This window comes from SAR202 cluster bacterium (assembly GCA_009392515.1).
Taxonomy (GTDB): domain Bacteria; phylum Chloroflexota; class Dehalococcoidia; order Lucifugimonadales; family UBA6952; genus UBA6952.
The window spans coordinates 1-25,921 of record VFGE01000032.1 but is presented as its reverse complement, the minus strand read 5'-3'; the positions used below and the strand labels follow the sequence as shown (position 1 = coordinate 25,921).

At 35.6% G+C, this 25,921-nt stretch carries 22 protein-coding genes and 1 rRNA gene; 17 read left to right on the top strand and 6 right to left on the bottom strand.

All coding sequences use genetic code 11. The annotated features are described in order from the left end of the window. The first annotated feature begins 16 nt into the window (after positions 1-16). From FI695_04950 to FI695_04880, 15 genes are all read left to right on the top strand, one after another. Positions 17-1,363: a glutamine synthetase gene (locus FI695_04950; GenBank protein ID MQG51310.1), complete on the top strand. Its 1,347-nt coding sequence runs from the start codon at positions 17-19 to the stop codon at positions 1,361-1,363. 11 nt (positions 1,364-1,374) lie between these two features. Then, positions 1,375-5,925: a glutamate synthase large subunit gene (gene gltB, locus FI695_04945; protein ID MQG51309.1), complete on the top strand. Its 4,551-nt coding sequence runs from the start codon at positions 1,375-1,377 to the stop codon at positions 5,923-5,925. Beyond that, complete coding sequence (locus FI695_04940) at positions 5,918-7,381, top strand: glutamate synthase subunit beta (protein MQG51308.1); 1,464 nt, start codon at positions 5,918-5,920, stop codon at positions 7,379-7,381. The genes gltB and FI695_04940 overlap by 8 nt, the downstream gene beginning before the upstream one ends. A 61-nt stretch (positions 7,382-7,442) precedes the next feature. Continuing rightward, the gene (locus FI695_04935; protein MQG51307.1) at positions 7,443-9,128 is read left to right on the top strand and encodes an NAD+ synthase; all 1,686 of its coding nucleotides are present in this window, start codon (positions 7,443-7,445) and stop codon (positions 9,126-9,128) included. Between the two features lie 9 nt (positions 9,129-9,137). After that, on the top strand, positions 9,138-10,382 hold the full coding sequence (locus FI695_04930) for an amidohydrolase family protein (GenBank protein MQG51306.1): 1,245 nt from the start codon (positions 9,138-9,140) through the stop codon (positions 10,380-10,382). Between the two features lie 26 nt (positions 10,383-10,408). Further along, positions 10,409-11,788, top strand: coding sequence for a hypothetical protein (locus FI695_04925; GenBank protein ID MQG51305.1), 1,380 nt, complete (start codon positions 10,409-10,411; stop codon positions 11,786-11,788). A gap of 19 nt (positions 11,789-11,807) precedes the next feature. After that, positions 11,808-12,791: an LLM class flavin-dependent oxidoreductase gene (locus FI695_04920; protein MQG51304.1), complete on the top strand. Its 984-nt coding sequence runs from the start codon at positions 11,808-11,810 to the stop codon at positions 12,789-12,791. An 87-nt stretch (positions 12,792-12,878) separates the two neighbouring features. After that, on the top strand, positions 12,879-13,877 hold the full coding sequence (gene recA, locus FI695_04915; GenBank protein ID MQG51303.1) for a recombinase RecA: 999 nt from the start codon (positions 12,879-12,881) through the stop codon (positions 13,875-13,877). Positions 13,878-13,888: 11 nt separating this feature from the next. Next, on the top strand, positions 13,889-14,650 hold the full coding sequence (locus tag FI695_04910; GenBank protein ID MQG51302.1) for a YebC/PmpR family DNA-binding transcriptional regulator: 762 nt from the start codon (positions 13,889-13,891) through the stop codon (positions 14,648-14,650). A 27-nt stretch (positions 14,651-14,677) separates the two neighbouring features. Beyond that, a complete protein-coding gene (gene ruvC, locus FI695_04905; protein ID MQG51301.1) occupies positions 14,678-15,163 on the top strand; it encodes a crossover junction endodeoxyribonuclease RuvC in 486 nt (161 codons plus the stop codon). 2 nt (positions 15,164-15,165) lie between these two features. Continuing rightward, a complete protein-coding gene (gene ruvA / locus FI695_04900) occupies positions 15,166-15,750 on the top strand; it encodes a Holliday junction branch migration protein RuvA (GenBank protein ID MQG51300.1) in 585 nt (194 codons plus the stop codon). Positions 15,751-15,788: 38 nt separating this feature from the next. Further along, the gene (gene uvrB / locus FI695_04895; protein ID MQG51299.1) at positions 15,789-17,816 is read left to right on the top strand and encodes an excinuclease ABC subunit UvrB; all 2,028 of its coding nucleotides are present in this window, start codon (positions 15,789-15,791) and stop codon (positions 17,814-17,816) included. 11 nt (positions 17,817-17,827) lie between these two features. Further along, positions 17,828-18,019, top strand: coding sequence for a hypothetical protein (locus FI695_04890; GenBank protein MQG51298.1), 192 nt, complete (start codon positions 17,828-17,830; stop codon positions 18,017-18,019). A gap of 69 nt (positions 18,020-18,088) precedes the next feature. Next, positions 18,089-18,391, top strand: coding sequence for a metal-sulfur cluster assembly factor (locus FI695_04885; protein ID MQG51297.1), 303 nt, complete (start codon positions 18,089-18,091; stop codon positions 18,389-18,391). A gap of 28 nt (positions 18,392-18,419) precedes the next feature. After that, the gene (locus FI695_04880) at positions 18,420-19,211 is read left to right on the top strand and encodes an Mrp/NBP35 family ATP-binding protein (protein ID MQG51296.1); all 792 of its coding nucleotides are present in this window, start codon (positions 18,420-18,422) and stop codon (positions 19,209-19,211) included. Here the strand turns inward: FI695_04880 and FI695_04875 are convergent, their stop codons facing one another. Genes FI695_04875 through FI695_04850 form a run of 6 tightly spaced genes read right to left on the bottom strand, consistent with a single transcriptional unit; the run spans position 19,212 to position 24,082 of the window. Further along, the gene (locus FI695_04875) at positions 19,212-19,682 is read right to left on the bottom strand and encodes a DinB family protein (protein MQG51295.1); all 471 of its coding nucleotides are present in this window, start codon (positions 19,680-19,682) and stop codon (positions 19,212-19,214) included. A gap of 33 nt (positions 19,683-19,715) precedes the next feature. Beyond that, positions 19,716-20,117 (bottom strand): hypothetical protein, encoded by a 402-nt coding sequence (locus FI695_04870; protein ID MQG51294.1) that lies wholly within the window; start codon positions 20,115-20,117, stop codon positions 19,716-19,718. Between the two features lie 14 nt (positions 20,118-20,131). Next, complete coding sequence (locus FI695_04865; protein ID MQG51293.1) at positions 20,132-20,401, bottom strand: MoaD/ThiS family protein; 270 nt, start codon at positions 20,399-20,401, stop codon at positions 20,132-20,134. After that, positions 20,401-22,701 carry a xanthine dehydrogenase family protein molybdopterin-binding subunit gene (locus tag FI695_04860; protein ID MQG51292.1) on the bottom strand — a complete coding sequence of 767 codons (2,301 nt, stop codon included), beginning with the start codon at positions 22,699-22,701 and terminating at the stop codon, positions 20,401-20,403. Before FI695_04860 ends, FI695_04865 begins: the two co-directional genes overlap by 1 nt. 2 nt (positions 22,702-22,703) lie before the next feature. Beyond that, positions 22,704-23,186 (bottom strand): (2Fe-2S)-binding protein, encoded by a 483-nt coding sequence (locus FI695_04855; GenBank protein MQG51291.1) that lies wholly within the window; start codon positions 23,184-23,186, stop codon positions 22,704-22,706. Continuing rightward, complete coding sequence (locus FI695_04850; GenBank protein MQG51290.1) at positions 23,186-24,082, bottom strand: xanthine dehydrogenase family protein subunit M; 897 nt, start codon at positions 24,080-24,082, stop codon at positions 23,186-23,188. Before FI695_04850 ends, FI695_04855 begins: the two co-directional genes overlap by 1 nt. 132 nt (positions 24,083-24,214) lie before the next feature. Here FI695_04850 and FI695_04845 point away from each other — a divergent pair, with 132 nt between their 5' ends. Both FI695_04845 and FI695_04840 read left to right on the top strand, forming a co-directional pair. After that, a complete protein-coding gene (locus tag FI695_04845) occupies positions 24,215-24,949 on the top strand; it encodes an HAD family hydrolase (GenBank protein MQG51289.1) in 735 nt (244 codons plus the stop codon). 391 nt (positions 24,950-25,340) lie between these two features. Then, positions 25,341-25,921 (top strand): 23S ribosomal RNA (locus FI695_04840); the annotation flags it as partial.

Here is a 25,921-nt window from a genome sequence, read left to right as displayed (position 1 = left end):
CAGAAATGGAATTTCTATGGATCAAGAAAAAAGTAGAGATGAAGCTATTAAATTTGTCACAGAGACCGTACATGGCAGTGATGTTCGTTTTGTGCGACTCTGGTTTACTGATATTTTAGGTAACTTAAAGGGCGTGTCCTTAAATGTGGCTGAGCTCGAAAATTCTCTAAGAGATGGTATGACTTTTGACGGAGCATCTATAGGAGCAATAGCTAGAAACGAGGAAAGTGACCTAGTTTTAATTCCTGACCCCACCACATTTAAGGTTTTACCATGGCGTCCTTCAGATGGGGCTGTTGGTAAAATGTTCTGTGATGTGTTTCGACCAGACGGTTCACCTCATTTAGGCGATCCTAGGGCTATACTAAAATCAAACTTAGAAAGGGCATATCGGCTTGGTTACACCTTTTTATTGTCTCCAGAAACAGAATACTATTATTTCAAAGACTCTAATTCAACTGAAATATTAGATTCTGCTGGATATTTTGACCAAACCTCTGATATAGGAACAGAACTTCGAAGAGAAACAGTATTAGCCTTAGAAGAAATAGGAATACCTGTTGAATATAGCCATCATGAGGTTTCTCCGAGTCAACATGAAATAAACTTACGGCATACAGATGCGTTAACTATGGCAGATAATGTTATGACCTATAAACTTGCTGTCAAAGAAATTGCACAGAAACACGGAATTCACGCGAGTTTTATGCCCAAACCAGTAGAAGGTTTACATGGTAATGGAATGCATATGGATATGTCTTTGTTTAAAGGAGATATAAATCAATTTTATAAAGACGATGGAACAGGTGACGATTTTATTTCAGATACTGCGAAGTATTTTATTGCTGGGCTTATGAAGCATGCCAAAGAAATTACGGCTATAACTAATCAATGGGTCAACTCTTACAAACGGCTTGTTTCTGGATTTGAAGCACCAGGATACATTTCATGGTCAAAACTTAATAGGGGAGATCTTATTAGGGTTCCATCATACAGAAAAGGAAGAGAAAATTCTGTTAGAATTGAATATCGATCACCTGATTCAGCATGTAATCCCTATCTGGCATTTAGTGCTATTCTTGCAGCGGGTTTGGCAGGTATAGAAAACAAGTACGAGATTCCTATTCCTGTTGAACAAGATATAAACAAGATGGACCAGATTCAAAGAAGTGCCCAGAGTATAGAGTCTTTACCCACTAATCTTTCGGAAGCATTGCACTTTTTTGAGAATAGTGAATTAATGTACAATTGTCTTGGAGAAGATGCGTTTTATAACTTTATAAAAAATAAAAAATTAGAATGGGCTGAATATAGCCGTCACGTTAGTGGTTATGAGATAGATAAATACCTATCGATGCTATAGGAAGGGGAGTCGTGAGTTTTAATTATAATAATAAAAATAAAGGTTTGTATTATCCATCATTCGATCACGATGCATGTGGTGTTGGAATGGTTGCGAACATTCATGGTAAGGCTTCAAATAAAATAATAGAGCAAGGGTTAACAATTCTGGATAATTTAGCCCATAGAGGTGCTTGTGGGGCTGACCCTGATACTGGAGATGGAGGAGGTATATTACTTTCAATTCCACATGAATTTTTTGCAAAACAATTAATGGCAAGCAATGTGAATATACCTGATATAGGTGAATATGCCGTAGGTATGGTTTTTATACCCAATAATACAAAAGACAAAGAAGTTTGCAAAAATCTAATTGAAGAAATAGTTAAAGACGAAAATATTGAATTATTGTCATGGAGAGAAGTCCCGGTAAAGGATGAAATAATTGGGTATGATGCTAAATCTTCTATGCCTTTGATTATGCAAGTTTTTGTTAAAAAACCTTCTAATATAAATAATGAAGATGATTTTGAAAAAAAATTATACGTACTTAGAAGAAGGATAGAAATATCTTCTTCTTCAATAGATTTAAACAGTCCTGATGATTTTTATTTCTGTAGTTTTTCTTGTCGAACAATTGTTTACAAAGGGCTATTAACCCCTGAACAAGTAAAAGACTTCTATCCAGATTTGAAAGATACTTTATTTAAATCTTGGTTTGGATTAGTTCATTCTCGATTTAGTACGAATACTTTAGGGAAATGGAAATTATCACACCCTTACAGATATGTTGCCCATAATGGTGAAATTAATACTGTTAGAGGAAATAGTAATTGGATGTCTTCTAGAGAAAAGATTATAACATCTGACTCTTTTGGGGAAGATGTTACAAAAATTGTTCCTATACTTGAACAAGGCGATAGCGACACAGCTTCTCTAGATAAAGTATTTGAATTACTTACATTGAGTGGTCGTTCATTACCACATGTAATGGCTATGATGGTACCACAGGCGTGGGAAGGTGATAATTCTATTTCTCCTGAACTTCGGGCATTTTATGAATATCATTCGTGTCTTATGGAGCCTTGGGATGGACCTGCTCTCGTTGCGTTTACCAATGGAAAACAAATCGGTGCCAATTTAGACAGAAATGGATTAAGGCCATTTCGTTATTCTGTTACAAATGATGGTTTAATTGTGATGTCTTCAGAAACAGGTGTTTTAGAACTAGATTCTGAAAAAATTCAAACCAGAGGAAGACTACAACCAGGAAAAATGATGATTGTTGACCCAGAACAAGGCAGGATTATTTTTGACAATGAAATAAAAGAAGATCTTGCTAAACTACAGCCTTATCAGAAATGGGTGACTGAAAATCTAACTAGATTAGAGAATTTACCTAAAACATCTACTGCCGAAACAAAAGATAATATTGAGAATGTATCACAATTACAAAGGTCCTTCGGTTATACGGATGAAGAATTAAGGATGCTTTTAGTACCAATGGGACAAAATGGAGCTGAGGCTATTGGTTCTATGGGAACAGATACACCTATCGCTATTCTTTCAAATAAAACACAATCTGTATTTTCTTATTTTAAACAATTATTTGCACAGGTTAGTAATCCGCCATTAGATGCAATAAGAGAAGAGTTGGTGACTTCATTAGAGGCACCTGTTGGTTGCGAGCAGGAATTGTTTAAGGAAACTGACATTCATTGCCGGCAATTAAAACTATCATCACCTATTTTAACTAATCAAGAATTAGCACAAATAAAAAACTTGAATAATCCTGGTTTAAAAACAGCAACTGTCAGTTGTTTGTATAGTATTGAAAATAAAAATGAGAATTTAGAAGAAACTATCAACAAAATTTGTGAAAGAGTTTCGGATGCTATAAATGAAGGTAATACCCTGATAATTTTATCTGATCGGGGGGTTTCAGGTGAAATGGCTGCAATTCCCTCACTTTTAATCCTTGCTGCAGTTCATCATGATTTAATTAGAAGAGGTTTGCGTTCCAAGGCTGGATTAATTGTTGAATCTGGAGAACCAAGGGAAGTAATGCACTTTGCTCTTTTGCTAGGTTATGGTGCAGCAGCAATTAATCCTTATCTAGCTTACGCAACTCTTGGTTCAATGTTAGATAAGGGAGAAATAAATGTTAAAGATTTAGAATATGCTGTTCTAAATTATAAAAAAGCTATTCACAAAGGTTTGTTAAAAATCGCATCAAAAATGGGTATTTCTACTATTCAGAGTTATCGTGGAGCTCAAATATTTGAGTGCATAGGTTTTAATGATAAATTAATAGAAAAATACTTTTGTTGGACTCCATCAAGAATTGGTGGAATTGGTATAGAAGAATTAGAATTAGATATGATTGAAAGGCATTCTAAAGGTTTTTCCGAGGAGAGAGGTCCTACATTACTAGATTTGGATTCAGGAGGACAATATCAATGGAGACGTGATGGTGAATATCATATGTATAATCCTTTTGCTATAGCCAAACTCCAGGAATCAGCTCGAATAGGCTCATATTCTGTTTACAAAGAATTTGCAGAATTGATTGATAAACAAGATCAGCAATTATCTACTTTGCGTGGCTTATTAGAATTTAAGGAAATATCTACACCCTTAGATATCTCTGAAGTTGAATCTGCCGACAATATAGTTAAAAGGTTTGCTACAGGTGCTATATCACTAGGAGCAATTAGTCCTGAAGCCCATGAAACCTTAGCTATTGCCATGAACAAAATAGGAGCTCGTAGCAATACGGGGGAAGGCGGCGAAGATTCAAGAAGGTTTTCTTTAGATGAAGATGGCGAAAATAGAAACAGCGCTATAAAACAAGTAGCCTCTGGAAGATTTGGTGTTACTACTAACTATTTAGTCAATGCAACAGATTTGCAAATTAAAATGGCACAAGGTTCAAAACCTGGAGAAGGCGGGCAATTACCAGGACATAAAGTGGATGACTATATTGGATGGGTTAGACATACAACGCCTGGTGTTGAATTAATTTCACCACCCCCCCATCATGATATTTATTCTATAGAGGACTTAGCACAACTTATCCATGATTTAAAAAATGTAAACTCAAATGCAAGAATACATGTAAAGCTAGTAGCTGAAGCAGGAGTTGGCACCATTGCTGCTGGTGTATCAAAAGGGCATGGCGACGTCGTGCTTATAAGTGGAGATAGTGGGGGAACAGGAGCCTCTCCCGAAACATCAATTAAACATGCTGGATTGCCTTGGGAATTAGGTATTGCTGAAACTCAACAGGTTTTAGTAGAAAACGATTTAAGAGGGAGAATTGTTGTTCAGGCAGACGGCCAACTTAAAACAGGAAGAGATGTAGCAATTGCTTGTTTGCTTGGCGCAGAGGAATTTGGTTTTGCTACAGCACCTTTGGTAACAATGGGTTGCATTATGTTGAGAAAATGCCACTTAAATGCTTGTTCTGTAGGTATAGCAACTCAAGATTCTGAACTGAGGAAAAATTTTGCAGGAAAGCCTGAATACGTTATAAATTATTTTTATTTCATAGCTGAACATATGCGAGAAATTATGGCAAGTTTAGGATTTAAAACAGTTAATGAAATGATTGGTCGAGTAGATAAGCTAGATAGTAGAGTAGCGATTGATCATTGGAAGGCAAAAGGATTAGATTTTTCTAAATTACTATATAAACCACAAAGATTTGACGAAGTAGATACATACTGTGTTTCAGATCAAGACCATGCTTTGGATAAAGCATTAGATAATATTTTGATTGAAAATGCAGAATTAGCTATTAATACCGGGGAAAAGGTAACCATTTCACATCAAATTAAGAATTCTAATAGGACAGTTGGTGCGATGTTAAGTGGAGAGGTGGCAAAAAAATATGGTGAGGATGGACTAAAAGAGAACACCATAAATGTAGAGTTCAAAGGTTCTGCAGGTCAGAGCTTTGGGGCTTTTTTGGCCAAAGGAATAACTTTCAATTTAGAAGGTGATGCAAATGATTACATTGGTAAGGGAATGTCTGGAGGAAGAATCTCGGTAAAACCTCCTAAGGAATCTAAATTTATCCCTGAAGAAAATATCATTACTGGTAACGTTAGTTTGTATGGCGCTACTGGTGGCGAAATGTATTTGAGAGGAATGGCTGGCGAGCGGTTTGCTGTAAGAAATAGTGGTGCAATGGCGGTTGTTGAAGGTGTTGGTGATCATGGCTGTGAATATATGACTGGTGGTATCGTTGTGGTTTTAGGAAGTACTGGCAGAAATTTTGCTGCAGGTATGAGTGGAGGTATTTCATATGTTTATGATCCATATGGAACATTTATCGATAAATGTAATGGTGAAATGGTAAAAATTGGCCCTTTAGATATTTCTGAAGATGAGATTGTTTTGAAAAATTTGATTGAAAATCATCTTGAATATACAGGTAGTGAAAATGCAAATAAAATTCTCAATAATTGGGAACAGGCAAAAGAATCGTTTATAAAAGTTATGCCAAGTGCATATGCGCTTGTTTTGGAACAACAAGGTTTAGCATTACCGAAAGAAATGGAGAAGATTTTGAATGGGTAAACCATTGGGATTCAAGGATTTTAAAAGAGAAACACCAAAAAAAATAGATGCTAATGCAAGAATAGCAAATTGGAAAGAAATATATTTGAAATGGCCAGAATCAGAGATAAGAGATCAAGGAGCTCGCTGCATGGATTGTGGCGTTCCATTTTGTCACACTGGATGTCCTTTAGGAAATATAATTCCAGAATTTAATGATCTAGTCTATAAAGGCGAATGGCAAAAGGCACTAGAAGTATTGCATTCAACAAACAATTTTCCTGAATTTACAGGAAGAATTTGCCCTGCTCCATGTGAAGCAGCTTGTGTTTTAAATATTAATCAGGATCCTGTGACTATAGAATACATTGAAAAATCGATTATAGAAACAGGTTTTGAAAACGGATGGGTTGTGCCTCAACAACCCAAAATAAGAACTGGAAAAAAGGTTGCTATCGTTGGTTCAGGACCAGCAGGCTTAGCTGCTGCACATCAATTAAATAAATCTGGACACTCGGTCACAGTCTATGAGAGAGATGATTACATTGGAGGATTATTACGAATCGGAATTCCTGAATTTAAACTAGAAAAATCTGTTGTTCAGAGAAGAGTTAATTTAATGTCTGAAGAAGGGATTAAGTTTGTAACTGGAACTAATATAGGAATTGATATAAAACACGATGAATTATTAGACTCATATGATGCTATTTGTTTAAGTGGAGGATCAACTATACCTCGGGATTTACCGATCCCGGGAAGAGATCTTAAAGGGGTTTATTTTGCAATGGAATATCTAAGTCAGCAAAATAAAGAACTTTCTGGAGAGTATATAAATCCAGATAAAAAAATTTCTGCTGAAGGTAAGAAGGTTGTTATTATTGGTGGTGGTGACACTGGTGCAGATTGCTTAGGAACAGCACATAGACAAGGAGCAGAAATAATTTATCAATACGAATTACTTTCAGAGCCACCAGTTGAAAGATCAGTCAATAATCCATGGCCTTATTGGCCTCTTATTCTTAGAATTTCTTCTGCCCATGAAGAAGGAGGCACAAGAGAATTTAGCGTGCTAACCAAATCCTTTTCTGGCGAGAATGGTATACTAAAATCATTACAAGGTATAAAAATTGAGTGGACACAGGATGAAAATGGAAGGCCAAAAATGTCAGAAATTCCGGGCACTGAGTTTGAAATAGAAGTTGATTTAGTTTTATTGGCAATGGGTTTTGTGCATCCACAACAAGAAGGGATTATTGACCAACTTGGAATTGAACTTGACGGACGCAATAACGTTAATACAAATATGCAACATATGACGAATATTGATAAGGTTTTTTCTGCTGGCGATATGCATAGAGGACAATCGCTTGTTGTTTGGGCTATAGCTGAAGGTAGAGAAGCTGCATATCATATAGATAAATATCTTATGGGAGTTACTGAATTACCTCAGAGTTTACCGGGGGCATTACCTAGATAATATATACGATTACAGACTATGGTATACTTCAGTTTATTTACTTTTTGTATTAGGTGTGGATATGCAAACGCTTAGGATAGCAATGGCGCAAATTAATCCGGTTGTGGGCGATATTCAAGGCAACACGGAGAAGATTAAGAATTACATAAAACAAGCTCAAAAGGAAAATGTAGATGTTATCACTTTTCCAGAGCTTGCTTTAACTGGATATCCACCTGAAGATTTACTATTTAAGACTCACTTCATAAATGACATAAAGAAACATTTAGAAGAAGTTACAAAGTCTACACAAGGAATAACTGCAATCATTGGTTTAGCGCGAGAGGATAGTGGACTACTAAATTCTGCAGCTGTTATACATGACAGAAAAATCATTAATTTTTATGATAAAAAGATCCTCCCCAATTATGGTGTATTCGACGAAAAGAGATATTTTATATCTGGAAAAAACAACCCTGTATATTTAATTAACGGAATAACTGTAGGGATAAATATATGTGAAGATATTTGGTTTGAAGATGGACCAACCAAAGATCAAGCTGGTTTAGGTGCACAATTAATATTGAATATTAATGGTTCTCCTTTCGATACAGAAAAAAGATATATTCGTGAAAATATGCTTAAAGAGCGCGCATTACACAATAATTTGTATATTAGTTATACAAATATGGTTGGTGGGCAAGATGAGCTTGTTTTTGATGGAGGAAGTGTGGTTTTAAATCCGGCTGGAGAAATTATTTCCCGAGGAAAGGCTTTTGAAGAAGATCTTATAATCACTGATCTTAATCTAGAAGAAACAGGAAATTTTGTAGAAAGTAATACAAATATTTTTGTTTCAAACACTTTTAAGAATAAAAAACTCAGAACAATACCTAATAATCACAATGTAGAAATCGATAAATTAGAGCAAATCCGTAAAGCATTAATTTTAGGCACTCGGGATTATGTAAATAAAAGTGGATTTTCAAAAGTTTTATTGGGGTTATCGGGAGGTATTGACTCAGCATTAACTTGTTATATTGCCGTACAAGCTTTTGGGAAAGAAAATGTATTAGGGGTTATTATGCCTTCTCGTTTTTCTTCTGAGGGTAGTATTACTGATTCACAACTACTGGCAAGTAATCTTGGAATACAGACAAAAATCATACCTATAGAACCTGCGTATATTGCGTTTTTAGAAATGCTATCTGAGTCTTTTGAAGGTACTAGTATAGATGTTGCTGAAGAAAATCTTCAAGCAAGAATACGCGGTAATATATTAATGGCCTTATCTAATAAATTTAATTGGATTACTTTGATTACAGGTAACAAAAGCGAGATGGCAACTGGTTATAGTACTTTGTATGGTGACATGGCTGGTGGATTTGCTGTACTAAAAGACGTTCCAAAGACATTAGTATATGAATTGTGTAGATATATAAATACCATACAAAATACAGATCTAATACCTGAAATGATAATTACCAAACCACCTAGTGCAGAATTAAGAGAAGATCAAAAGGATGAAGATTCTTTACCTCCCTATGACATACTAGATGCAATCTTAAAATATTATGTGGAGGAAGATAGATCTTTTCAAGAAATTGTTGATCTAGGTTATGATGAAGCGGTGGTTAAAAGAGCTACATTGTTACTTGATAGGAGTGAATATAAAAGAAAGCAGTCTCCTCCTGGGGTAAAAATTACCCCTAGAAATTTTGGTAGGGATAGAAGGATTCCGTTAATTAACAAGTATAAAAATTGGTGAGGATTTTTTATGGTACTAGTAATTAAAAATTGTAATGTAATTGATGGTACGGGCAATGCTCCAGTTAAAAACCAATCAATCCGCATTGATAGCGGAAAAATTGAATGGATTGGTAATAGTGATGAGTTTCCGTATGAAATAAATATAGATGATCAAGTGTTAGATATCGCTGGAATTACTGTCATGCCAGGTATGATGGATACTCATATTCATATCACACAGGGTTATGAAGTAGACCAAAGTGGATTTTTAACTGAAACGATTCCATTTCTAACTGTTAGAGCAATAGATAGTTGTGAAAAGATTCTACAATCTGGATTCACTACTGTAAGAAATATGGGGACATATGGATTTATAGACGTGGCTATGAAAAATGCTTTTCAAAGAGGAATGATTGCTGGCCCCAGAATGATTGCTTCTGGCGAGATGCTTATGTCAACTGTTTCAGGTGAGCTTGGGTATTTGAGACATGAAATAGATATACCTGATATGAAATCTGGTATATTCTCTGGTGCAGATGAAGCGCGAAGAGCTGCTAGGTATCAGTTTTATCATGGAGCTGACGTTATTAAATTAATCGCTAGTGGTAGAGTTGGATCAGACGCATATACTCTTCCATGGGATACTGAAGTAGAACGATCAGAAATAAAAGCTATTACAGATGAAGCTCATAGATTAAATCGCAAGGTTGCAGCACACGCATATTCATCTGAATCGGTTAGAGACTGTGTGTTAGAAGGTATTGATAGTATCGAACATGGAGTCATGATTGATTTGGAAACTATAAAATTAATGGCTGATAATGGTACATTTTTAGTACCTACCATGAATGCATTTAATAGTTATCTACAACCTGACGCTGAGCAACGTTATCCTCAATACAGATTAAATCGAGGAAGACCAATGGCTACGATACAAAGAGATAATTTTGAAGAATACCTTAAACATAAACTCCCAATTGCCGTTGGTTCAGATGGACCAAGACCTGGTTCACCACCAGGTTCAAACGCGAGAGAAATTGAATTATTAGTAAGTGCTGGTATGGATAATTTATCAGCAATTAATTCAGCAACATTAAAAAGTGCTGAGTTACTAGGTATTGATAAAGAATTAGGATCAATAGAAGTTGGTAAAACTGCTGATATCATATTAGTTGATGGTAATCCTGAAAAAGACATATCGATTTTAAAAGATATTGATAAAATTAAAGTTGTTATTATTGAGGGTAAAGTTGTAAAAGACATTAGTAATTAAAATTTTGTTTATAACCGGGTGTGGCTATGCGTTCAAATTCGATAAAATTATTATTAGTTGTATTTATTAATGTGTTTTTCGTAGTTTTCATTGGTTTTAATTTATTAGATTTAGATTTAGCCCTCAACGCAAGAATTACATTTGTAGTTTTACTTTTGGCAATATCCTTATGGATAACTGAGATAATACCTGCATTTCTTACAGGTTTATTGGCTATTACACTCTTGGGACTATTTGCAGACAAAACAAGTGTAGCTAACGTTTTTATTGGTTTCTCAAATCCTATAACACTATTTTTATTTGGGGTTTTAGGTATGGGTGTAATTGTCAGAGAAATTGGTCTGGGAGAAAAAATGGCATATATATTAATAGGGTTAGCAAAAAGTAACCCTATATTACTTTTCTTTCAAACCTTACTTTCGTTTGTAGTACTTACATTTTTCATTCCGTCAGCCACAACAAGAAATGCTATTTTAGTTCCAGTTTATGATGAAGTATTCAGCTTATGGAATATAGACCCTAGTGGTGGATTTGGTAAAGCTATAACTTTATCTTTAGGGTCCTTGAATCGATTAGCATCTTCAGCAGTTTTAACTGGTGGTATCGCTCCAATTGCAGCAGCAGGTTTGCTAGATATGAATATTTCCTGGTTTAAATGGTTTGTTCTCTTAAGTATTCCTTATTATTTCATATTGTTTATTGGGGGACTATTTTTATTTTTTATATATAGGAAAGGTTTTCAAAGTGTTGAAAAGAAAAATTGGAATTTGGAAAAAACCAATTTAAATTCAGATCAAATAAAAGTCATAGCCCTTTTACTTTTTGCAGGTTTTGTATGGTTTACTGATTCTTTTCATGATATTCATCCTGCAATTCCAATACTTATTGCAAATATAATATTGCTTCTACCTAAATTTGGTGTTGTTTCGTGGAAAGTTGTGGAGCAGGGCATTGATTGGGGTACAATAATACTGATAGCCGCTTCGTTTTCTTTAGCTTTTGCGATAACAGATTCAGGTTTGGCAAATTGGATTAAAGACATAACCAATAGCTTTGTTGAATTAGGTAGTGACAGTACTTTTACAGTACTTTTGTTGTTAACAGTAGTTTGTTCTGTTATACGTTTTTTGATACCAAATATTGTAGGATATCTTGCAATAGTAATTCCATTAGCAACTTTAATTGGAACTACTTATGGAATAGATCCAATTGTTACAGGTTTGATGGCATTAATATTAGGAGATGGTGTGGTTTTTTATGTATCTGCAGGTACATCAGGGATATTAGTATTTGGTAAAGGAAATGTACCTGGACCTGAGATTTTTCGATTTGCTCTATTAATGCTTGCAATATGTGTAATCGTTGTATTATTTGTAGGGGTACCTTGGTGGACTTTTAACATATAGTCATTGGATAGGAGATAAAATGAAATTTTCTTTATTATTATTTAGTGGTTCTGCGAATCATAATTCAAAAGATTGGTTAAATAATATAGAACAACAAACTTTAACGGCACAAGAGTCTGGTTTTGATGGAATATGGGGTGCTGGAGGCCATGCAAGTGGCGATGGGATGCTTAATACTACATTGCTCCTGTCCCGACTTTCAGGCAAATTGTCTAACATGGAGTTTGGGGCGTTATATTTACTCCCTTTAGAAAATCCAGTTACATTGGCCGAGGAAATTGCAGCACTTGATGTAATGACAGAAGGTAAGCTTACAATAGCTGTTTCGTTAGGTTGGAGAGAATTTCAATTTAAAGCATTTGGTCTCAACCCTAAAGAAAGATTGCCAAGGTTTTTGGAAACCCTAGATATTATGAAGTCTTTATGGCAAAAATCCACATTCAAACACGAAGGAAGATTTTATAATTTAGAGTTTGAAAGAGGGATCAAAAAACCTCACCAAACTCCTCATCCTAAAATACTTATAGCAGCAAATGCAGATGTGGGAATTAAGCGATCTGCAAGAATAGCTAATGGTTGGTTAATAAGCACAAGAGCGAAATATGAAACTATAGCCAGACAATCAATTTTACATAAAGAAGCTCTAAAAGAGTATAGCACTGAAGGTACAATATGGGCTTGGAGAGAATGCTATGTTCATGAAAGCAAAGCAAAAGCCATAGAAACTATAAGGCCGTATGCTGAAGCTCTGTATGCCGATAGAGCCTCGTTGGGACATGCAAGAGATTTACCTGACGCAGATCGGCTTGATACATCTTTTGACGAAATAGTCAAAGATAGATTTATAATTGGAAATGTAGAAGAGTGTGTAGAAGAAATTAAAAGATATGAATCTTTGGGGGTTGAAAGTATAATTTTTAGAATGCAGTGGCCGGAAATGCCACAAGAACTCACATTAAATTCAATTAAAAAAATGAAGGATGTAATAAAACATTTTAGATAAAATATAAATACTTGTGTAATTTATTTTGTTTAGATATATTCTGGGTATAATATAAGATAGGTATGATAATTATTATAGAGGAACGCCATGACTACAGAAAAAGAAAAAGCATTAGATTTAGCTATTAATCAAATAGAAAAAGAGTTCGGCAAGGGCTCAATTATGAGACTGGGTGCCTCGGATGCAGTTTCAGTGGAGGTAATTTCTTCAGGTTCACTTGCAGTTGATGTGGCATTGGGTGCCGGAGGTATCCCAAAAGGGAGAATAACCGAAATATTTGGTGCAGAATCATCTGGTAAAACAACATTAGCTTATCATGTTGCTGCAGAGACACAGAAAGCAGGAGGCATAGCAGCCTTTATCGATGTGGAGCATGCGCTTGATCCGTCATACGCAGAAAAGTGTGGAATAAATATTGAGGATTTACTTATTTCACAACCTGATGATGCTGAGCAAGCCTTAGAAATTGTAGACTATTTGGTGCGTAGTGGTGGTGTTGACCTAGTTGTTGTTGATAGTGTGGCTGCGTTAGTGCCTCGGGCTGAATTAGAAGGCGATATGGGAGACTCACATATGGGACTTCAGGCTCGTTTGTTATCACAGGCCCTACGTAAGCTTACTGGAGGGGTAAGCAAATCTAATACAGCAGTTATCTTTATCAACCAAATCCGAGAAAAAATTGGTGTAGTATTTGGTAATCCAGAAGTTACTCCTGGCGGTCGAGCTTTAAAATACTACAGTTCTGTAAGAATTGATTTGAGAAGAGTTGAAACCTTGAAAAGGGGTACAGAAAATATTGGTAATAGATCGAGGGCTAGAATAGTAAAAAATAAAGTTTCGGCTCCATTTAGTGTAGCAGAATTTGATATTATGTTTGGTCAAGGAATAAGTAGAGAGGCCGATATAGTAGATCTTGGAGTAACAGAAGAAGTCTTAACAAAAAGTGGTTCTTTTTATTCATATGGAGATGTTAGGCTTGGACAAGGAAGAGAGCAGGTTAAAGAGTATCTCAAAGAGAACCAAGATATTTGTGGAGATATCGAGAATAAAATTCGTGAAGTAAGAAAAGCAAAATCCAGTGTATAGGAGATAGTTTTATGTCAGGTCACTCAAAATGGTCAACAATTAAACGAAAAAAAGGTGCTGCTGATGCTAAAAGAGGCCAGCTATTTACTAAATTAACAAGAGAGATATTAATAGCTGCAAGATCTGGTGGTACGGACGTTGATATGAATTTTCAGTTAAGATTGGCTGTTCAAAAAGCCAGAGATAATAATATGCCTTTGGCAAATATTGAACGTGCAATACAAAGAGGAGGAGGAACTTCAGGGGACAGTACAGAACGATTTGAAGAAGTTTCTTATGAAGGCTATGCGTCAGGAGGCGCCGCAATATTTATTGAAGCTGTTACTGATAATTTAAATCGCACTGTGGCTGAAATACGTAGTACTTTTTCAAAATCAGGAGGAAACCTTGGGGAACCAGGATCAGTTTCCTGGAATTTTGAATCAAAAGGTATTGTGGTTGTTGAAACTGGAGATTTTGATCAAGATGAAGTTGTATTATTTGCCATTGATAATGGCGCTGAGGACGTGGATGTCAATGATGATAATATTGAAATAAGAACACCTATCGAAATGTTAGAAAATGTTCGTAAGAGCTTGGAAGAGTTTGGGGTGGTTATAATTAAATCGGAATTATCTAAAATACCGAAAACACTATTAAATGTTGAGACCAATGTTGCTATTCAAATACTAAAATTATTGGATAAATTTGAAGATCTAGATGATGTTCAAAAAGTGTATACTAATGCAGATTTTTCAGACCAAGCTTTGGAAGCGTATGCACAAACAATTTAAATTCACGCATTTAATGGAAAACTAAGTTTGAAGATTATTGGGTTCGATCCAGGAACAATTAAAATGGGATACGGGGTTATTGAAGTTCAACAATCCGCAATCCAGCTTATTGACTTCGGAGTGTTAAAAGCTAAACCAAATTTAGATTTGAGTAAGCGCTTATATTTAATCTACCAGCAATTAATAAATATTTTAAACATCCATAATCCCGCTGAATTAGCTGTTGAACATCCTTTTGTTGATAAGAATGTAAAATCTGCAATTGCAATAGGCCAAGCGCAGAGTTTGGTCTTTCTTGGTTCTGGTGAGAAAGATATCCCCTGTAAAAGCTATTCGCCAAGAGAAGTAAAAATCAATATAACCGGATATGGGAACTCCTCTAAGATTCAGGTTGAAAATAGTGTTAAAATGCAATTACAAGTCAAAGACGGTCTTTCCTTTGATTCAGCAGATGCTATAGCTGTAGCTTTAACTCACGCTCAACAAATCAAAATAAATAAAATAATAGGATAATTATGATTGCATATATAGAAGGAATAATAGATGAAATTTTTGACGACTCCATCACGCTACGAGTTGGAGGATTTGGCATTACGATAAATGTTCTTACTAAGTCAGGAAATTTATATAATTTAATTGGAAAACGTGCAGTATTATATACCAGTTTAGTTGTAAAAGATGGCTATCCAACTATTTATGGTTTTGTAAATACTAGTCAGAAAACCATATTTAGTTTTCTGACTAGCGTTAGTGGTATTGGGCCTAAAAATGCGATGGCAATATTAGATTCTTTAGAAATCAACCAAATTGTTAATTCTATAACAATTGGTGATTCAACAATGCTAAATTCGGTTTCGGGTATAGGTCCAAAAACAGCAGCAAGGATAGTTTTAGAGCTCAAGGATAAATTAGATCAATTTGTTGGGCTTCAGTCAGAAGAAACCTCTTCTGACGATGTGAATATTTTTTCAGCTATGCAGGGCCTTGGTTATTCTGACAGAGAAATAAGAAATGCAATTAGGGATACGAAACTTGAAGATGGCCTTTCTTTTGAAGATAAAATTAAAACCTTGCTACAAAAAATTGCGGAACTGAATTAATGGTAAGCAATAATACAATTACAGGATATGATGAATCTATTCCATTTAAAATTGTTTCGGATTTTTCACCAACAGGAGATCAACCACAGGCAATAAATAACTTAGTTAAAGGGCTGCAAAAGGGCATGTCAAAACAGGTTCTTTTAGGTGTTACAGGTTCTGGTAAAACATTTACCATGGCTAAAACAATAGAAAAAATGCAAAAACCAGCTCTTGTTATGGCGCCAAATAAAACATTAGCAGCTCAATTAGCAACAGAATTTAGAGAATTTTTTCCTCATAATGCTGTTGAATATTTTGTTAGTTATTATGATTATTATCAACCAGAAGCGTATGTTCCTCAAACCGACACCTATATTGAAAAAGATGCAAGTATTAATGAACATATTGATAAACTTAGGCTTTCAGCAACTAGATCTTTGCTTAGCAGAAAAGATGTAATAATTGTTGCTTCGGTTTCGTGCATATACGGCCTTGGCGATCCTCATGACTATCAGAGTTTTGTTCTTACTGTATCTACTGGAGACAAAAAGAAAATTGGTTTATTGATCAGACAACTTATTGGTATGCAATATGATAGAAATGATATGGATTTAGCACGTGGAAGATTTAGGTTAAAGGGCGATATTATTGACTTAGTCCCTGCTTATCAAGATTTAGCAGTTCGAATTCAATTTTGGGGAGATGAAGTTGAGAAAATTCAGGATTTCGACCCTTTAACAGGCGAAGTTTTGAGGGAGAGAGAAACTGTAGAATTATATCCTGCAAAACATTTTGTAACTCCAGAAGAAAAATTGCTAACCAGTATTGGAACTATCAGAGATGAATTAGACACAAGATTAAAAGAATTGAGAATAGAGGAAAAATTATTAGAAGTGCAACGTCTCGAATCAAGAACCAATTTTGATTTGGAAATGCTTCAGCAGCTGGGCTATTGTTCTGGCATAGAGAATTATTCAAGACATTTATCTCAACGATCTAAAGGAAGTGCTCCTTGGACTCTTTTGGATTATTTTCCGGACGATTTTATAGTGTTTTTAGATGAGTCGCATATGACTTTGCCACAGTTGCATGGCATGTATCGTGGTGATATGTCTAGAAAAACAACCTTAGTTGAATATGGTTTTAGACTTCCTTCTGCATTAGACAACCGTCCATTAAATTATGATGAATTTACAGAAAAAGTGAGTCAAATTGTATATGTTTCTGCTACGCCTGGGGAATATGAATTAAAGAATAGCGAATCTGTTGTTGAACAAGTAATAAGGCCAACTGGATTACTTGATCCTGTTATTGAGGTGAGGCCAACTATAGGGCAAATTGATGATCTTCTTGTAGAGATTAGAGATAGAATTAGCAAAAAACAAAGGTGTTTAATTACAACTTTGACTAAAAGGATGGCTGAGGAGTTAGCAGAATATCTACTGGAAATGAAAATAAAAACAGCATATTTGCACTCTGATCTAGACACCTTAGAACGGACTGATCGTTTGCGAGATCTACGATTTGGTATTTATGATGTAGTTGTAGGTATTAATTTACTTCGTGAAGGGCTTGATTTACCTGAGGTCAGTTTGATTGCTATTTTGGATGCTGATAAGGAAGGTTACTTGAGGTCACAGTCTGCACTAATACAAACTATAGGCCGCGCGGCAAGGCACGTTGAAGGCCATGTGATAATGTATGCTGATAAATTAACAAGATCAATGGATTTGGCAATTAGTGAAACAAATCGACGTCGTGAACTACAAATGCAGTATAATGTTTGTCATAATATAGAACCTACTGGAATAAGTAAAAGTATTAAAGATATTACTGATCGAGTACGTGAAATTTCAGGATTTGACGAAAATACTGATTCTAAATCAAATGAACCGTTAACTGTTGATAAAGCACAGATAGCAAATATGATCAAAGATCTGGAACGAGATATGAAAAAATATGCAACTCAACTGGAATTTGAGAAAGCTGCAATGATTAGAGACCAAATAAAAGAATTGCGAAACATATTGATTATTGAAGATGATGATAAACTACCTATAATGGCAATTGAAGAGAATATATAAATGAGGATAGTATGAAACCAAAATTTTTTGACGGTTGTAAGGTTAAAATACAAAACTTTGATCGTGGCTACGATGGGAGAATTGGTATATTGCAAGCCTTCGGTCCTAAGACAAATAAAGAATGGAAAGTAGTTTTCGAATGGCCTCTTGGAGGTTTAGCAGGACATGTTATAGTACCAGAAGACAACTTACTGGTGTTATAGTTCTAGTTGTCGTTTACAATTCAATGTATAATAAAATCAAGAAATAGAAGTTTATCCGGAGGTTTTATAATGAGTGATGTTTCTAGAGCTCAAGTATTAGAAAAATTAAAAGAAGTTTATGATCCAGAAATTCCAGTCAATGTAGTAGATCTAGGATTAATATACAATATTGATGTGAGTGATAATAATATTCATGTGTTGATGACTTTAACAGCGCCTGGATGCGGGATGGGCCCCTATATAGCTCAACAAGCTGAATGGGCAATTGCTGAAATTGAGGAAATCAATGACGTAAGTGTTGAAATGACATTTGACCCACCATGGTCTCCTGATCTTATTACAGAAGATGGAAAAGCTGTATTAGGTATTTGATCTCTATATAATTAAACAAGGATGTGTAATGAATCAGCCAAACAATGCTAAATTGGAGGCCTTGAAGAAATCTTGGCAACAAAAAAAAGAAATCAACGACAAATTAGACAAGATAGCTTATAAGATTGGTGTGTATAGTGGAAAAGGCGGGGTTGGAAAAACTACCGTGGCAGTAAATCTGGCAGTTTCGCTAGGCAATAAAGATAAACAAGTCGGTATATTAGACACAGATGTTGACTGCCCTAACGTTCCAAAAATTATCGGAGTTCATCAAGATGCAATTTATCAAAACGGCGTAATAACACCAGGCCAAGCATTCGGTGTTAAAGTAGTATCTATGGGGTTTTTTCAAGAAAATGAAGAAGAGGCAATTATTTGGCGTGGCCCTATGATTCATAATGCAATAAATCAGTTTCTACAAACAACTGAATGGGGTGATTTGGATATTCTAGTAGTTGATTTACCACCAGGAACTTCGGATGCTCCGTTAAGTGTGATGCAAAATTTACAGCTTGATGGGTTTGTTGTAGTTACTACTCCGCATGAATTAGCAAAACTTGATGCAAAGCGTTCTATTAACATGATAAGAAAAATGAACGTTGATGTTATCGGTGTGGTTGAAAACTTTTCAGGTGGTCAATTTGGCAGTGGTGGTGGAGAAAGCCTTGCAGAAGAGATGGACGTTCCGTTCTTAGGATGTATAAATCTTCGTGACGATTATCAATTAATGGATACCCCAACTATTGTAAAAAATGAAGAAGCTAATGCCGAATATGAAGTCATTGCCAATCAAGTTTTATCAAGTTTAACAAATAAGTAATTATTTGTTTTTAATTGAATCTCGTATATGATTTAATCTATTGTTAGTCATTTCCATGACGTGCCCTATTATTCTTTTTATAGTGTACCTGTTTTCGCCAGCACTAACTGAGGCAAGATTACCTAAATCGGTTTTTTCTTCTATATCTTTATTCATATTTTCATCACTTAATGAGTGAATGATACTTGTTAGATAAGCTCTTGAAGCTCTAATTTCTGCAATGTTAGTTTCAACCTCCGAAACAGGAAAACCTAGCTTTTTTCTTACTTTGATTATATGTTGTATATGATCTTTGTGGTGAGTGTTAATCCTATGAAGTAATCTTCTCACAGTCATAGGACCCTCTTCTCCAGTATCTTCAGAATGGAATGTTTCAAGATCTTTTTCAGATAAACTGTTAACTAATTCTATTGCGGCATTTAATTGATCATTTAATTCGTTTGTTAATTCGGATGAAATTCCATCGCTCATAATACAACACCTCTATAATAATATTTAAATGGGTTACTTATTTTCTTTTAATAAAGATAGTAACTGTTTTTCCAATAACAACATTTTGTTTATAAGACTTTCAGCAGATTCTCCTTCAGCTGGAGCAACATTTTGTTCCAATTGGTTATCATTCATATCTAAAAAGTATGAAATAAACTCTATGCGAGCTGCAGATAAATCTGCAATCAAGCTTCTGCTTTCGCTTCGTGGAATTCCTTGTCCCCATTTTGTCCATAAGAGTTGTTCACGTGTGCCGTGGTATTCACTTATAAGATTTTGTAGTACTGTGCGGACACTTTGTTTTGAACTTAGTTTTGTATCTAATGTGCTGTCATTGATTTCTTGGGTATACAAAGTTGTTTGATCGTATGTTTCCTCAAGAGATTTTTTATATTTATCACTTTTATTGTTCATAATCTATTCCTTTGTTAAAAAGTACCTCCACCTATAGTTGGAACAAAATGTATTTCAAATCCATCTTCAAGATGTTCCAATAAAGGATTGTTTGATATTTCATCATTGATAACAACAGACAATCCATCTTTAATAAGATTTCCCTCGGTTAATTGTTGTTTCATACCCGGGTATTCTTCGTCCAACTTATTTATTAATTCAGTAATACTCGAAGCATTAATTTCAACGATATGTTTATCGTTGGTAAGTTTTCGCATTAATGATGGAATAAATACATGTAACATTAGCAATTCATAGAATTTAAGATGTCAGATCTGTGATCCTGAATACCTTTAGTTATTGAAGCTGGATTCATTGGTAATCTGGATTGTCTTACTCCAGTTGCATTGTAAATTGCATTAGCTACTGCAGCAGGAGGTGAAACTATATTAGCTTCTCCAACACCTCTAACTCCGTAAGGATGTCCATCGCTAGGGACTTCAACAATTATTGTGTCAATCATTGGTAAATCTAAAGAAGTAGGCATACGATAATCAAGTAAACTAGAGTTTGTCATTCTGCCATCATCTGTCATAAAGTATTCTTCGTTTAATGCCCAGCCAATACCTTGTACACTCCCACCTTGCATTTGTCCTTCAACAAAGCTTGGGTATATCGCCTTTCCAGCGTCTTGTACACAAGTGAATCGTAAAATAGTAGTTTTTCCAGTTTCAGGGTCAATTTTTACATCACATATTGCGCCTGCAAATGATCCTCCCCCTGCACCCATTCCTCCTTTACTTACACTTCCTCTACCTACAATAGGTGCTCCAGACTTGGCAGCTAATTCTTTGAAAGTCATTTTTAACTCTGTGTCTTGTTTTGAGAAGAATACACCATCTTCAAATTCAACATTGTCAGCATCAATAGACCAAATACCAGCAACTTTAGCTATCATTTGATTTTTAACGTCAATTGCTGCTTCGTATGCAGCCCATCCTGTGGCGTAAGTAGTACGACTTCCACCAGTTACAGATGTAAATCCTATTGAATCAGTATCAACAACAGAAGGGATAACATCTTCAGGTAACAAACCAAGTACTTCCGCAGCTTGCATTGCTATTGATGTTCTTGTACCGCCAATATCTGTTGATCCTTCAACAAGGTTTATGGTTCCATTTTTACTAAGGCTAATAGTACAGGCTGATTCCAGCCCTACATTGAACCAGTAACCTATTGCTATTCCTCTGCCAACATGCGGTTCAGTAATAGGGGAATTGTAATGTTCACTGTCCTTAATTGTTTTTATAACTTCTTCACATCCTATAGTTGGATATACAGGTCCGTCAGCTCGACGAGTACCTTTTTTTGCAGTATTGATTAGTCTTATTTCCGCAGGATCCATTTGTAATTTTTCTGCAACTTCATCAATTACTGTTTCAGTCGCAAAAGCCGCCATCGTTGCCCCTGGGGCGCGATAAGCAGCAGTTTTAGCTTTATTTACGATTACATCGTACCCGTCAATTAATACATTAGGGATATCGTATGCAGCAAAAACACAGTAACTACCGGCAGCTACAGGGGATCCAGGGAATGCTCCTGCTTCGAATTCAAGGTGTGCTTGTGCAGCAAGAAATTTTCCCGATTTATCTGCACCTATTTTGACTCGCATTAATGTTCCAGGAGTTGGGCCTGTGCATTCAAATACTTCTTTTCTAGACATAACTAATTTAACAGGGTGGCCAGTAGCTTTGGACAATAATGCGGCTACAGGTTCTAAATAAACTGGTATTTTGCCACCAAATCCTCCACCTATTTCTAAAGGAACTACTTTAACTTGTGAAATAGGCACACCTAATATATCGGCTGTTGTATCTCTTGCAGGGAATGCCCCTTGTGTACTACACCAAACAGTTATCCGGTTATCTTTACTCCATAAAGCAGTAGCAGCATGAGGTTCTATGTAGCCTTGATGGACAGTTTCAGTTGTTAATTCTCTTTCTACAATTATTTCAGCATGCTTAAATGCTTCCTCTGGATCACCAAGTTTGTGCTGAATATGTTCTGCTAAGTTTGTTTTACCAGGGACTTTTGTACCTAATTCTTTAGTTTCAAGTTCTTGGTGGATTATTGATTTAGAAGCCAATCCCTGGGTTGTGTTCAATACAGGCTCCAAAGTTTCATATTCAAGTTCTATAAGGCTTATAGCTTCTTCTGCTATATGTGATGAGGTTGCAGCAACTGCAGCTACAGGCTGGCCTATATATAAGAGTTTGTCTGAAGCCAGAACATTATCTCGAAGATATTTAAGTCTGGTGGTTTCACCTTCGTTTCTATCTTCTGCAGTCTCAATATTTTTATCTGATGAACCAATAAAGTCTTTAGATGTGACAATTGCTCGTACACCAGGCAATTTTTCTGCTTTTGAAGTGTCTATTTTTTTAATAATTCCATGAGCGATTGGGCTTCTTAGAACCTTCCCGTGAAGTAAGTCTGAAATTGAAAAATCAGCACTATAGATAGCTTTTCCAGTTACTTTGTCTACTCCGTCATGCCGTACTGGTCGACTTCCAATAACTTTGTAATCTTTTTTTACAGTTGCCATTATTATCCCTCTCTTATCTTTTCACCAGCTTTAACTACCGCACGGACTATTTTGTCATAACCTGTGCATCGACATAGATTATTTGCTAACCAAAACCTAATTTCTTCCTCGGTTGGATTAGGATTTGTATCTAGTAGAGCCTTAGATGCTATTAGAAATCCTGGAGTACATATTCCACATTGTAAAGCAGCTTCTTCAAGAAAAGCTTGTTGTACTGGGTGGAGTCCTTCGGGTGAAGCCATACCTTCTATAGTGGTAATTGTTTTACCATTAACCTCAACTCCAAGAACCAAGCAACTAGTAACAATTCTGTCATCTAGCATTATAGTACAAGCTCCGCAGTTCCCATCATTACAACCTTCTTTTGTTCCAGTTAGTCGTAAGACGTCTCTTAGACATTCAAGAAGACTTTGCCTTGGTTCACATAGAAATTCTGTGTCCTCTCCATTTATTGTGCAACGTACATATGTTTTTGATTGTGTCATTATGCTTCCTTGGCCCTTTCTACAGCTGTTATCAAAGCTCTTCTAGTGAGAACTTCACAAAGATGTTGTCTAAATTCTGCAGTACCTCTCATATCGCTTATAGGTTTAGAAGCATTTTTAGCCATATTTGATACTACTCTAATACTTTCATCATTTATTTCTTGCCCAGAGACTTCCTTATCAATGCCGTCCACAAAAATTGGGGTTGGCCCAACTGAAGCAAGGGAAACCCTTACAGATTCGAAATTCTTTTTATTAGAACTCAAGGTTACTGAAACGCCTGTGCCTACAACAGCAATATCCATTTCATTTCTTGGTATAAATCGGATGTAATTAGCTCCAGATAAATCTGACTTTTTAGGTATTGTGATTGAAATAAGAAGTTCATTTGGCTCAAGTACGGTTTGGCCTGGGCCTGAGAACAAATCTTCTAATGCGATAGCTCTTTCTCCATTAACGCTTTGTACATTACACGTTGCGCCCAGAGATATTAATAGAGGTACCGAATCAGCACTTGGGGCAGCATTACAAATATTTCCACCAAACGAGGCTCTTCCTTGTATTTGGGTACCACCAATGATAGAGGCAGAATCTTTCAATTCTGGGCGAAGATTCATAATGTCATCATTGTTATATATTTTGTAACAAGGGATTGCAGACCCTATTGTTAAATCGTTATTTGAATTAATATTTACTTGGTTTAGTTCAGGTATTGATTTAATGTCAATGATTTGACCCGGATTAATGCGGTCTGCCCTCATTTTAACAATTAAATCAGTTCCTCCTGCTAAAATACCTGCATCTTTTTGATATTCATTAAGTAAAGATAAGGCTTCAGCAAGGGTCTCTGGACTACTATAATCTATCCATTTCAATTCAGCACCCCCCGGTTTCATATTGAAAAACTTTGCCAATAAGGCTTTTTTGGTGATATGGCGAGAATTATATCATATTTTTTTATTGATATCACAAGCTATAATAACAATTGTTTTGTATAAATTTTAATAATTGGGTAGAAAAGATTTAGTATGGATAAAACTTATGAATGTATAACCTTTGATTTATGGCAAACTCTCATAGTTGATCAACAAGAATGGGGTAAAACACGTTCGGATGTACGTATAAATAGTTCTTACGAAATACTTAGAGAGAATAATATTTCTGTAGAATTGGATCAAATTGCACATGCTTATAAACAAACTTATGAAGAATGTGATGAGCTAAGAAAAAATGGTTTAGATATATCTTTTCGAGATCAGGTATTAATGTATTTATCATTTATCAAAGAGGGAATTGTTGAAGAGTTAAGTGAATCTTCTATTAGAAAAATTATAAATGATTATGGCTTTGCTTTTTATGAGGCCCCACCTGAATTGGCAATAGGTGCATTAGATATACTTGAGTACGCCCAGTCTAAGCAGTTGAAAATAGGTTTAATTTCTAATTCTGGAACGACACCAGGGATAATTGTAAAAGCATATTTAGAGCAACTAGGAATACTTGAATTTTTTCATTCTATGGTTTTTTCAGATGAATTATTGATTAGCAAGCCATCTGGGAAAATATTTATGAAAAGCTTAATTGATTTACAAGTTATGCCTGAAGACACAATCCACGTTGGAGACAATTTATATTCAGATATTCATGGTGCCATGAGTAGTGGTTTAAGCGCAATATGGGTAAAAGGGTATGATAATAGGGATATTATAACCCCTCCTACATATACAATAGAAAGATTGGAAGAAATCAAAGATATAATTTAAATTCAAATTTATTGCCAGAAAAACATTGACGATATCGAAGGGAATTGGTAATATTGTAGTTCAGTTTAAATTTGGAGTGTGAATTGACAATAATTTTAGTCTAACATAAAAGATTTAAAGACCAGACTTAAGGCGGTGCTAGAAGTTTCTGGCAGCGTCTTTATTTTTACCTTAATAATTGAATAGTTTTTCTTAATATAAGAGTAGTTCCTAACTAAAGGTTTATCTCCAGTTAGTTAGAGAACTATAAATGACATTGATGATTCCCTACAATGCGGATTCATTAATGTTGAAGTTGACAAAAAGAATGAAGAATATTAATTCTTCATTTCTCGAAAACAAAACTAATTTTTATTAGTTTCTGTCTTTTTTTCTGTCAGGGATTTTTTGTGGATAAAGCTACTAAGCGTACACGGGGGATGCCTTGGCACCAACTGCCGAAGAAGGGCGTGGCAAGACTGCGATAAGCCTCGGTTAGTCGTCTAGCTGACTTAACCGGGGATTCCCGAATGGGGTAACCCAATTCACTAAATGTGGATTATCTTTGAACTAACCCTTAATTCAAAGAAGGTAAGCAGGGGAACTGAAACATCTAAGTACCCTGAGGAAGAGAAATCAAAAGAGATTCCCGTAGTAGTGGCGAACGAAATGGGAATAGCCTAAACCATAGAGGCTTCACGGCTTTGGGGCCCATGTCTTTATGGGGTTGCAAGAAGTATGTGTTGAGGCCCATAACTCAACGAGGAGTAAGAAAACCATTTTCTATTCGAATGTTCCTGGAACGGACAGCCAGAGAAGGTGAGAGCCCGGTAGATTAAAGGAAATGGTCTCCTTATTACTTTCTTAAGTAGAGCGGGACACGTGAAATCTTGCTTGAATCTGGGGGGACCATCCTCCAAGGCTAAATACAGTTGGTGACCGATAGTGAACTAGTACCGTGAGGGAAAGGTGAAAAGTACCCCGAGAGGGGAG

Excerpts from the sequence above, each read along its gene's own strand:
- FI695_04920 (MQG51304.1), top strand. The coding sequence starts at position 11,808 with ATGAAATTTTCTTTATTATTATTTAGTGGTTCTGCGAATCATAATTCA.
- FI695_04950 (MQG51310.1), top strand. The coding sequence starts at position 17 with ATGGATCAAGAAAAAAGTAGAGATGAAGCTATTAAATTTGTCACAGAG.
- FI695_04850 (MQG51290.1), bottom strand. The coding sequence starts at position 24,082 with ATGAAACCGGGGGGTGCTGAATTGAAATGGATAGATTATAGTAGTCCA.
- FI695_04890 (MQG51298.1), top strand. The coding sequence starts at position 17,828 with ATGAAACCAAAATTTTTTGACGGTTGTAAGGTTAAAATACAAAACTTT.
- FI695_04930 (MQG51306.1), top strand. The coding sequence starts at position 9,138 with ATGGTACTAGTAATTAAAAATTGTAATGTAATTGATGGTACGGGCAAT.
- FI695_04880 (MQG51296.1), top strand. The coding sequence starts at position 18,420 with ATGAATCAGCCAAACAATGCTAAATTGGAGGCCTTGAAGAAATCTTGG.
- FI695_04875 (MQG51295.1), bottom strand. The coding sequence starts at position 19,682 with ATGAGCGATGGAATTTCATCCGAATTAACAAACGAATTAAATGATCAA.
- FI695_04870 (MQG51294.1), bottom strand. The coding sequence starts at position 20,117 with ATGAACAATAAAAGTGATAAATATAAAAAATCTCTTGAGGAAACATAC.
- FI695_04845 (MQG51289.1), top strand. The coding sequence starts at position 24,215 with ATGGATAAAACTTATGAATGTATAACCTTTGATTTATGGCAAACTCTC.
- ruvA (MQG51300.1), top strand. The coding sequence starts at position 15,166 with ATGATTGCATATATAGAAGGAATAATAGATGAAATTTTTGACGACTCC.
- FI695_04855 (MQG51291.1), bottom strand. The coding sequence starts at position 23,186 with ATGACACAATCAAAAACATATGTACGTTGCACAATAAATGGAGAGGAC.
- FI695_04860 (MQG51292.1), bottom strand. The coding sequence starts at position 22,701 with ATGGCAACTGTAAAAAAAGATTACAAAGTTATTGGAAGTCGACCAGTA.
- FI695_04865 (MQG51293.1), bottom strand. The coding sequence starts at position 20,401 with ATGTTACATGTATTTATTCCATCATTAATGCGAAAACTTACCAACGAT.
- FI695_04925 (MQG51305.1), top strand. The coding sequence starts at position 10,409 with ATGCGTTCAAATTCGATAAAATTATTATTAGTTGTATTTATTAATGTG.
- FI695_04910 (MQG51302.1), top strand. The coding sequence starts at position 13,889 with ATGTCAGGTCACTCAAAATGGTCAACAATTAAACGAAAAAAAGGTGCT.
- recA (MQG51303.1), top strand. The coding sequence starts at position 12,879 with ATGACTACAGAAAAAGAAAAAGCATTAGATTTAGCTATTAATCAAATA.
- FI695_04940 (MQG51308.1), top strand. The coding sequence starts at position 5,918 with ATGGGTAAACCATTGGGATTCAAGGATTTTAAAAGAGAAACACCAAAA.
- FI695_04935 (MQG51307.1), top strand. The coding sequence starts at position 7,443 with ATGCAAACGCTTAGGATAGCAATGGCGCAAATTAATCCGGTTGTGGGC.
- FI695_04885 (MQG51297.1), top strand. The coding sequence starts at position 18,089 with ATGAGTGATGTTTCTAGAGCTCAAGTATTAGAAAAATTAAAAGAAGTT.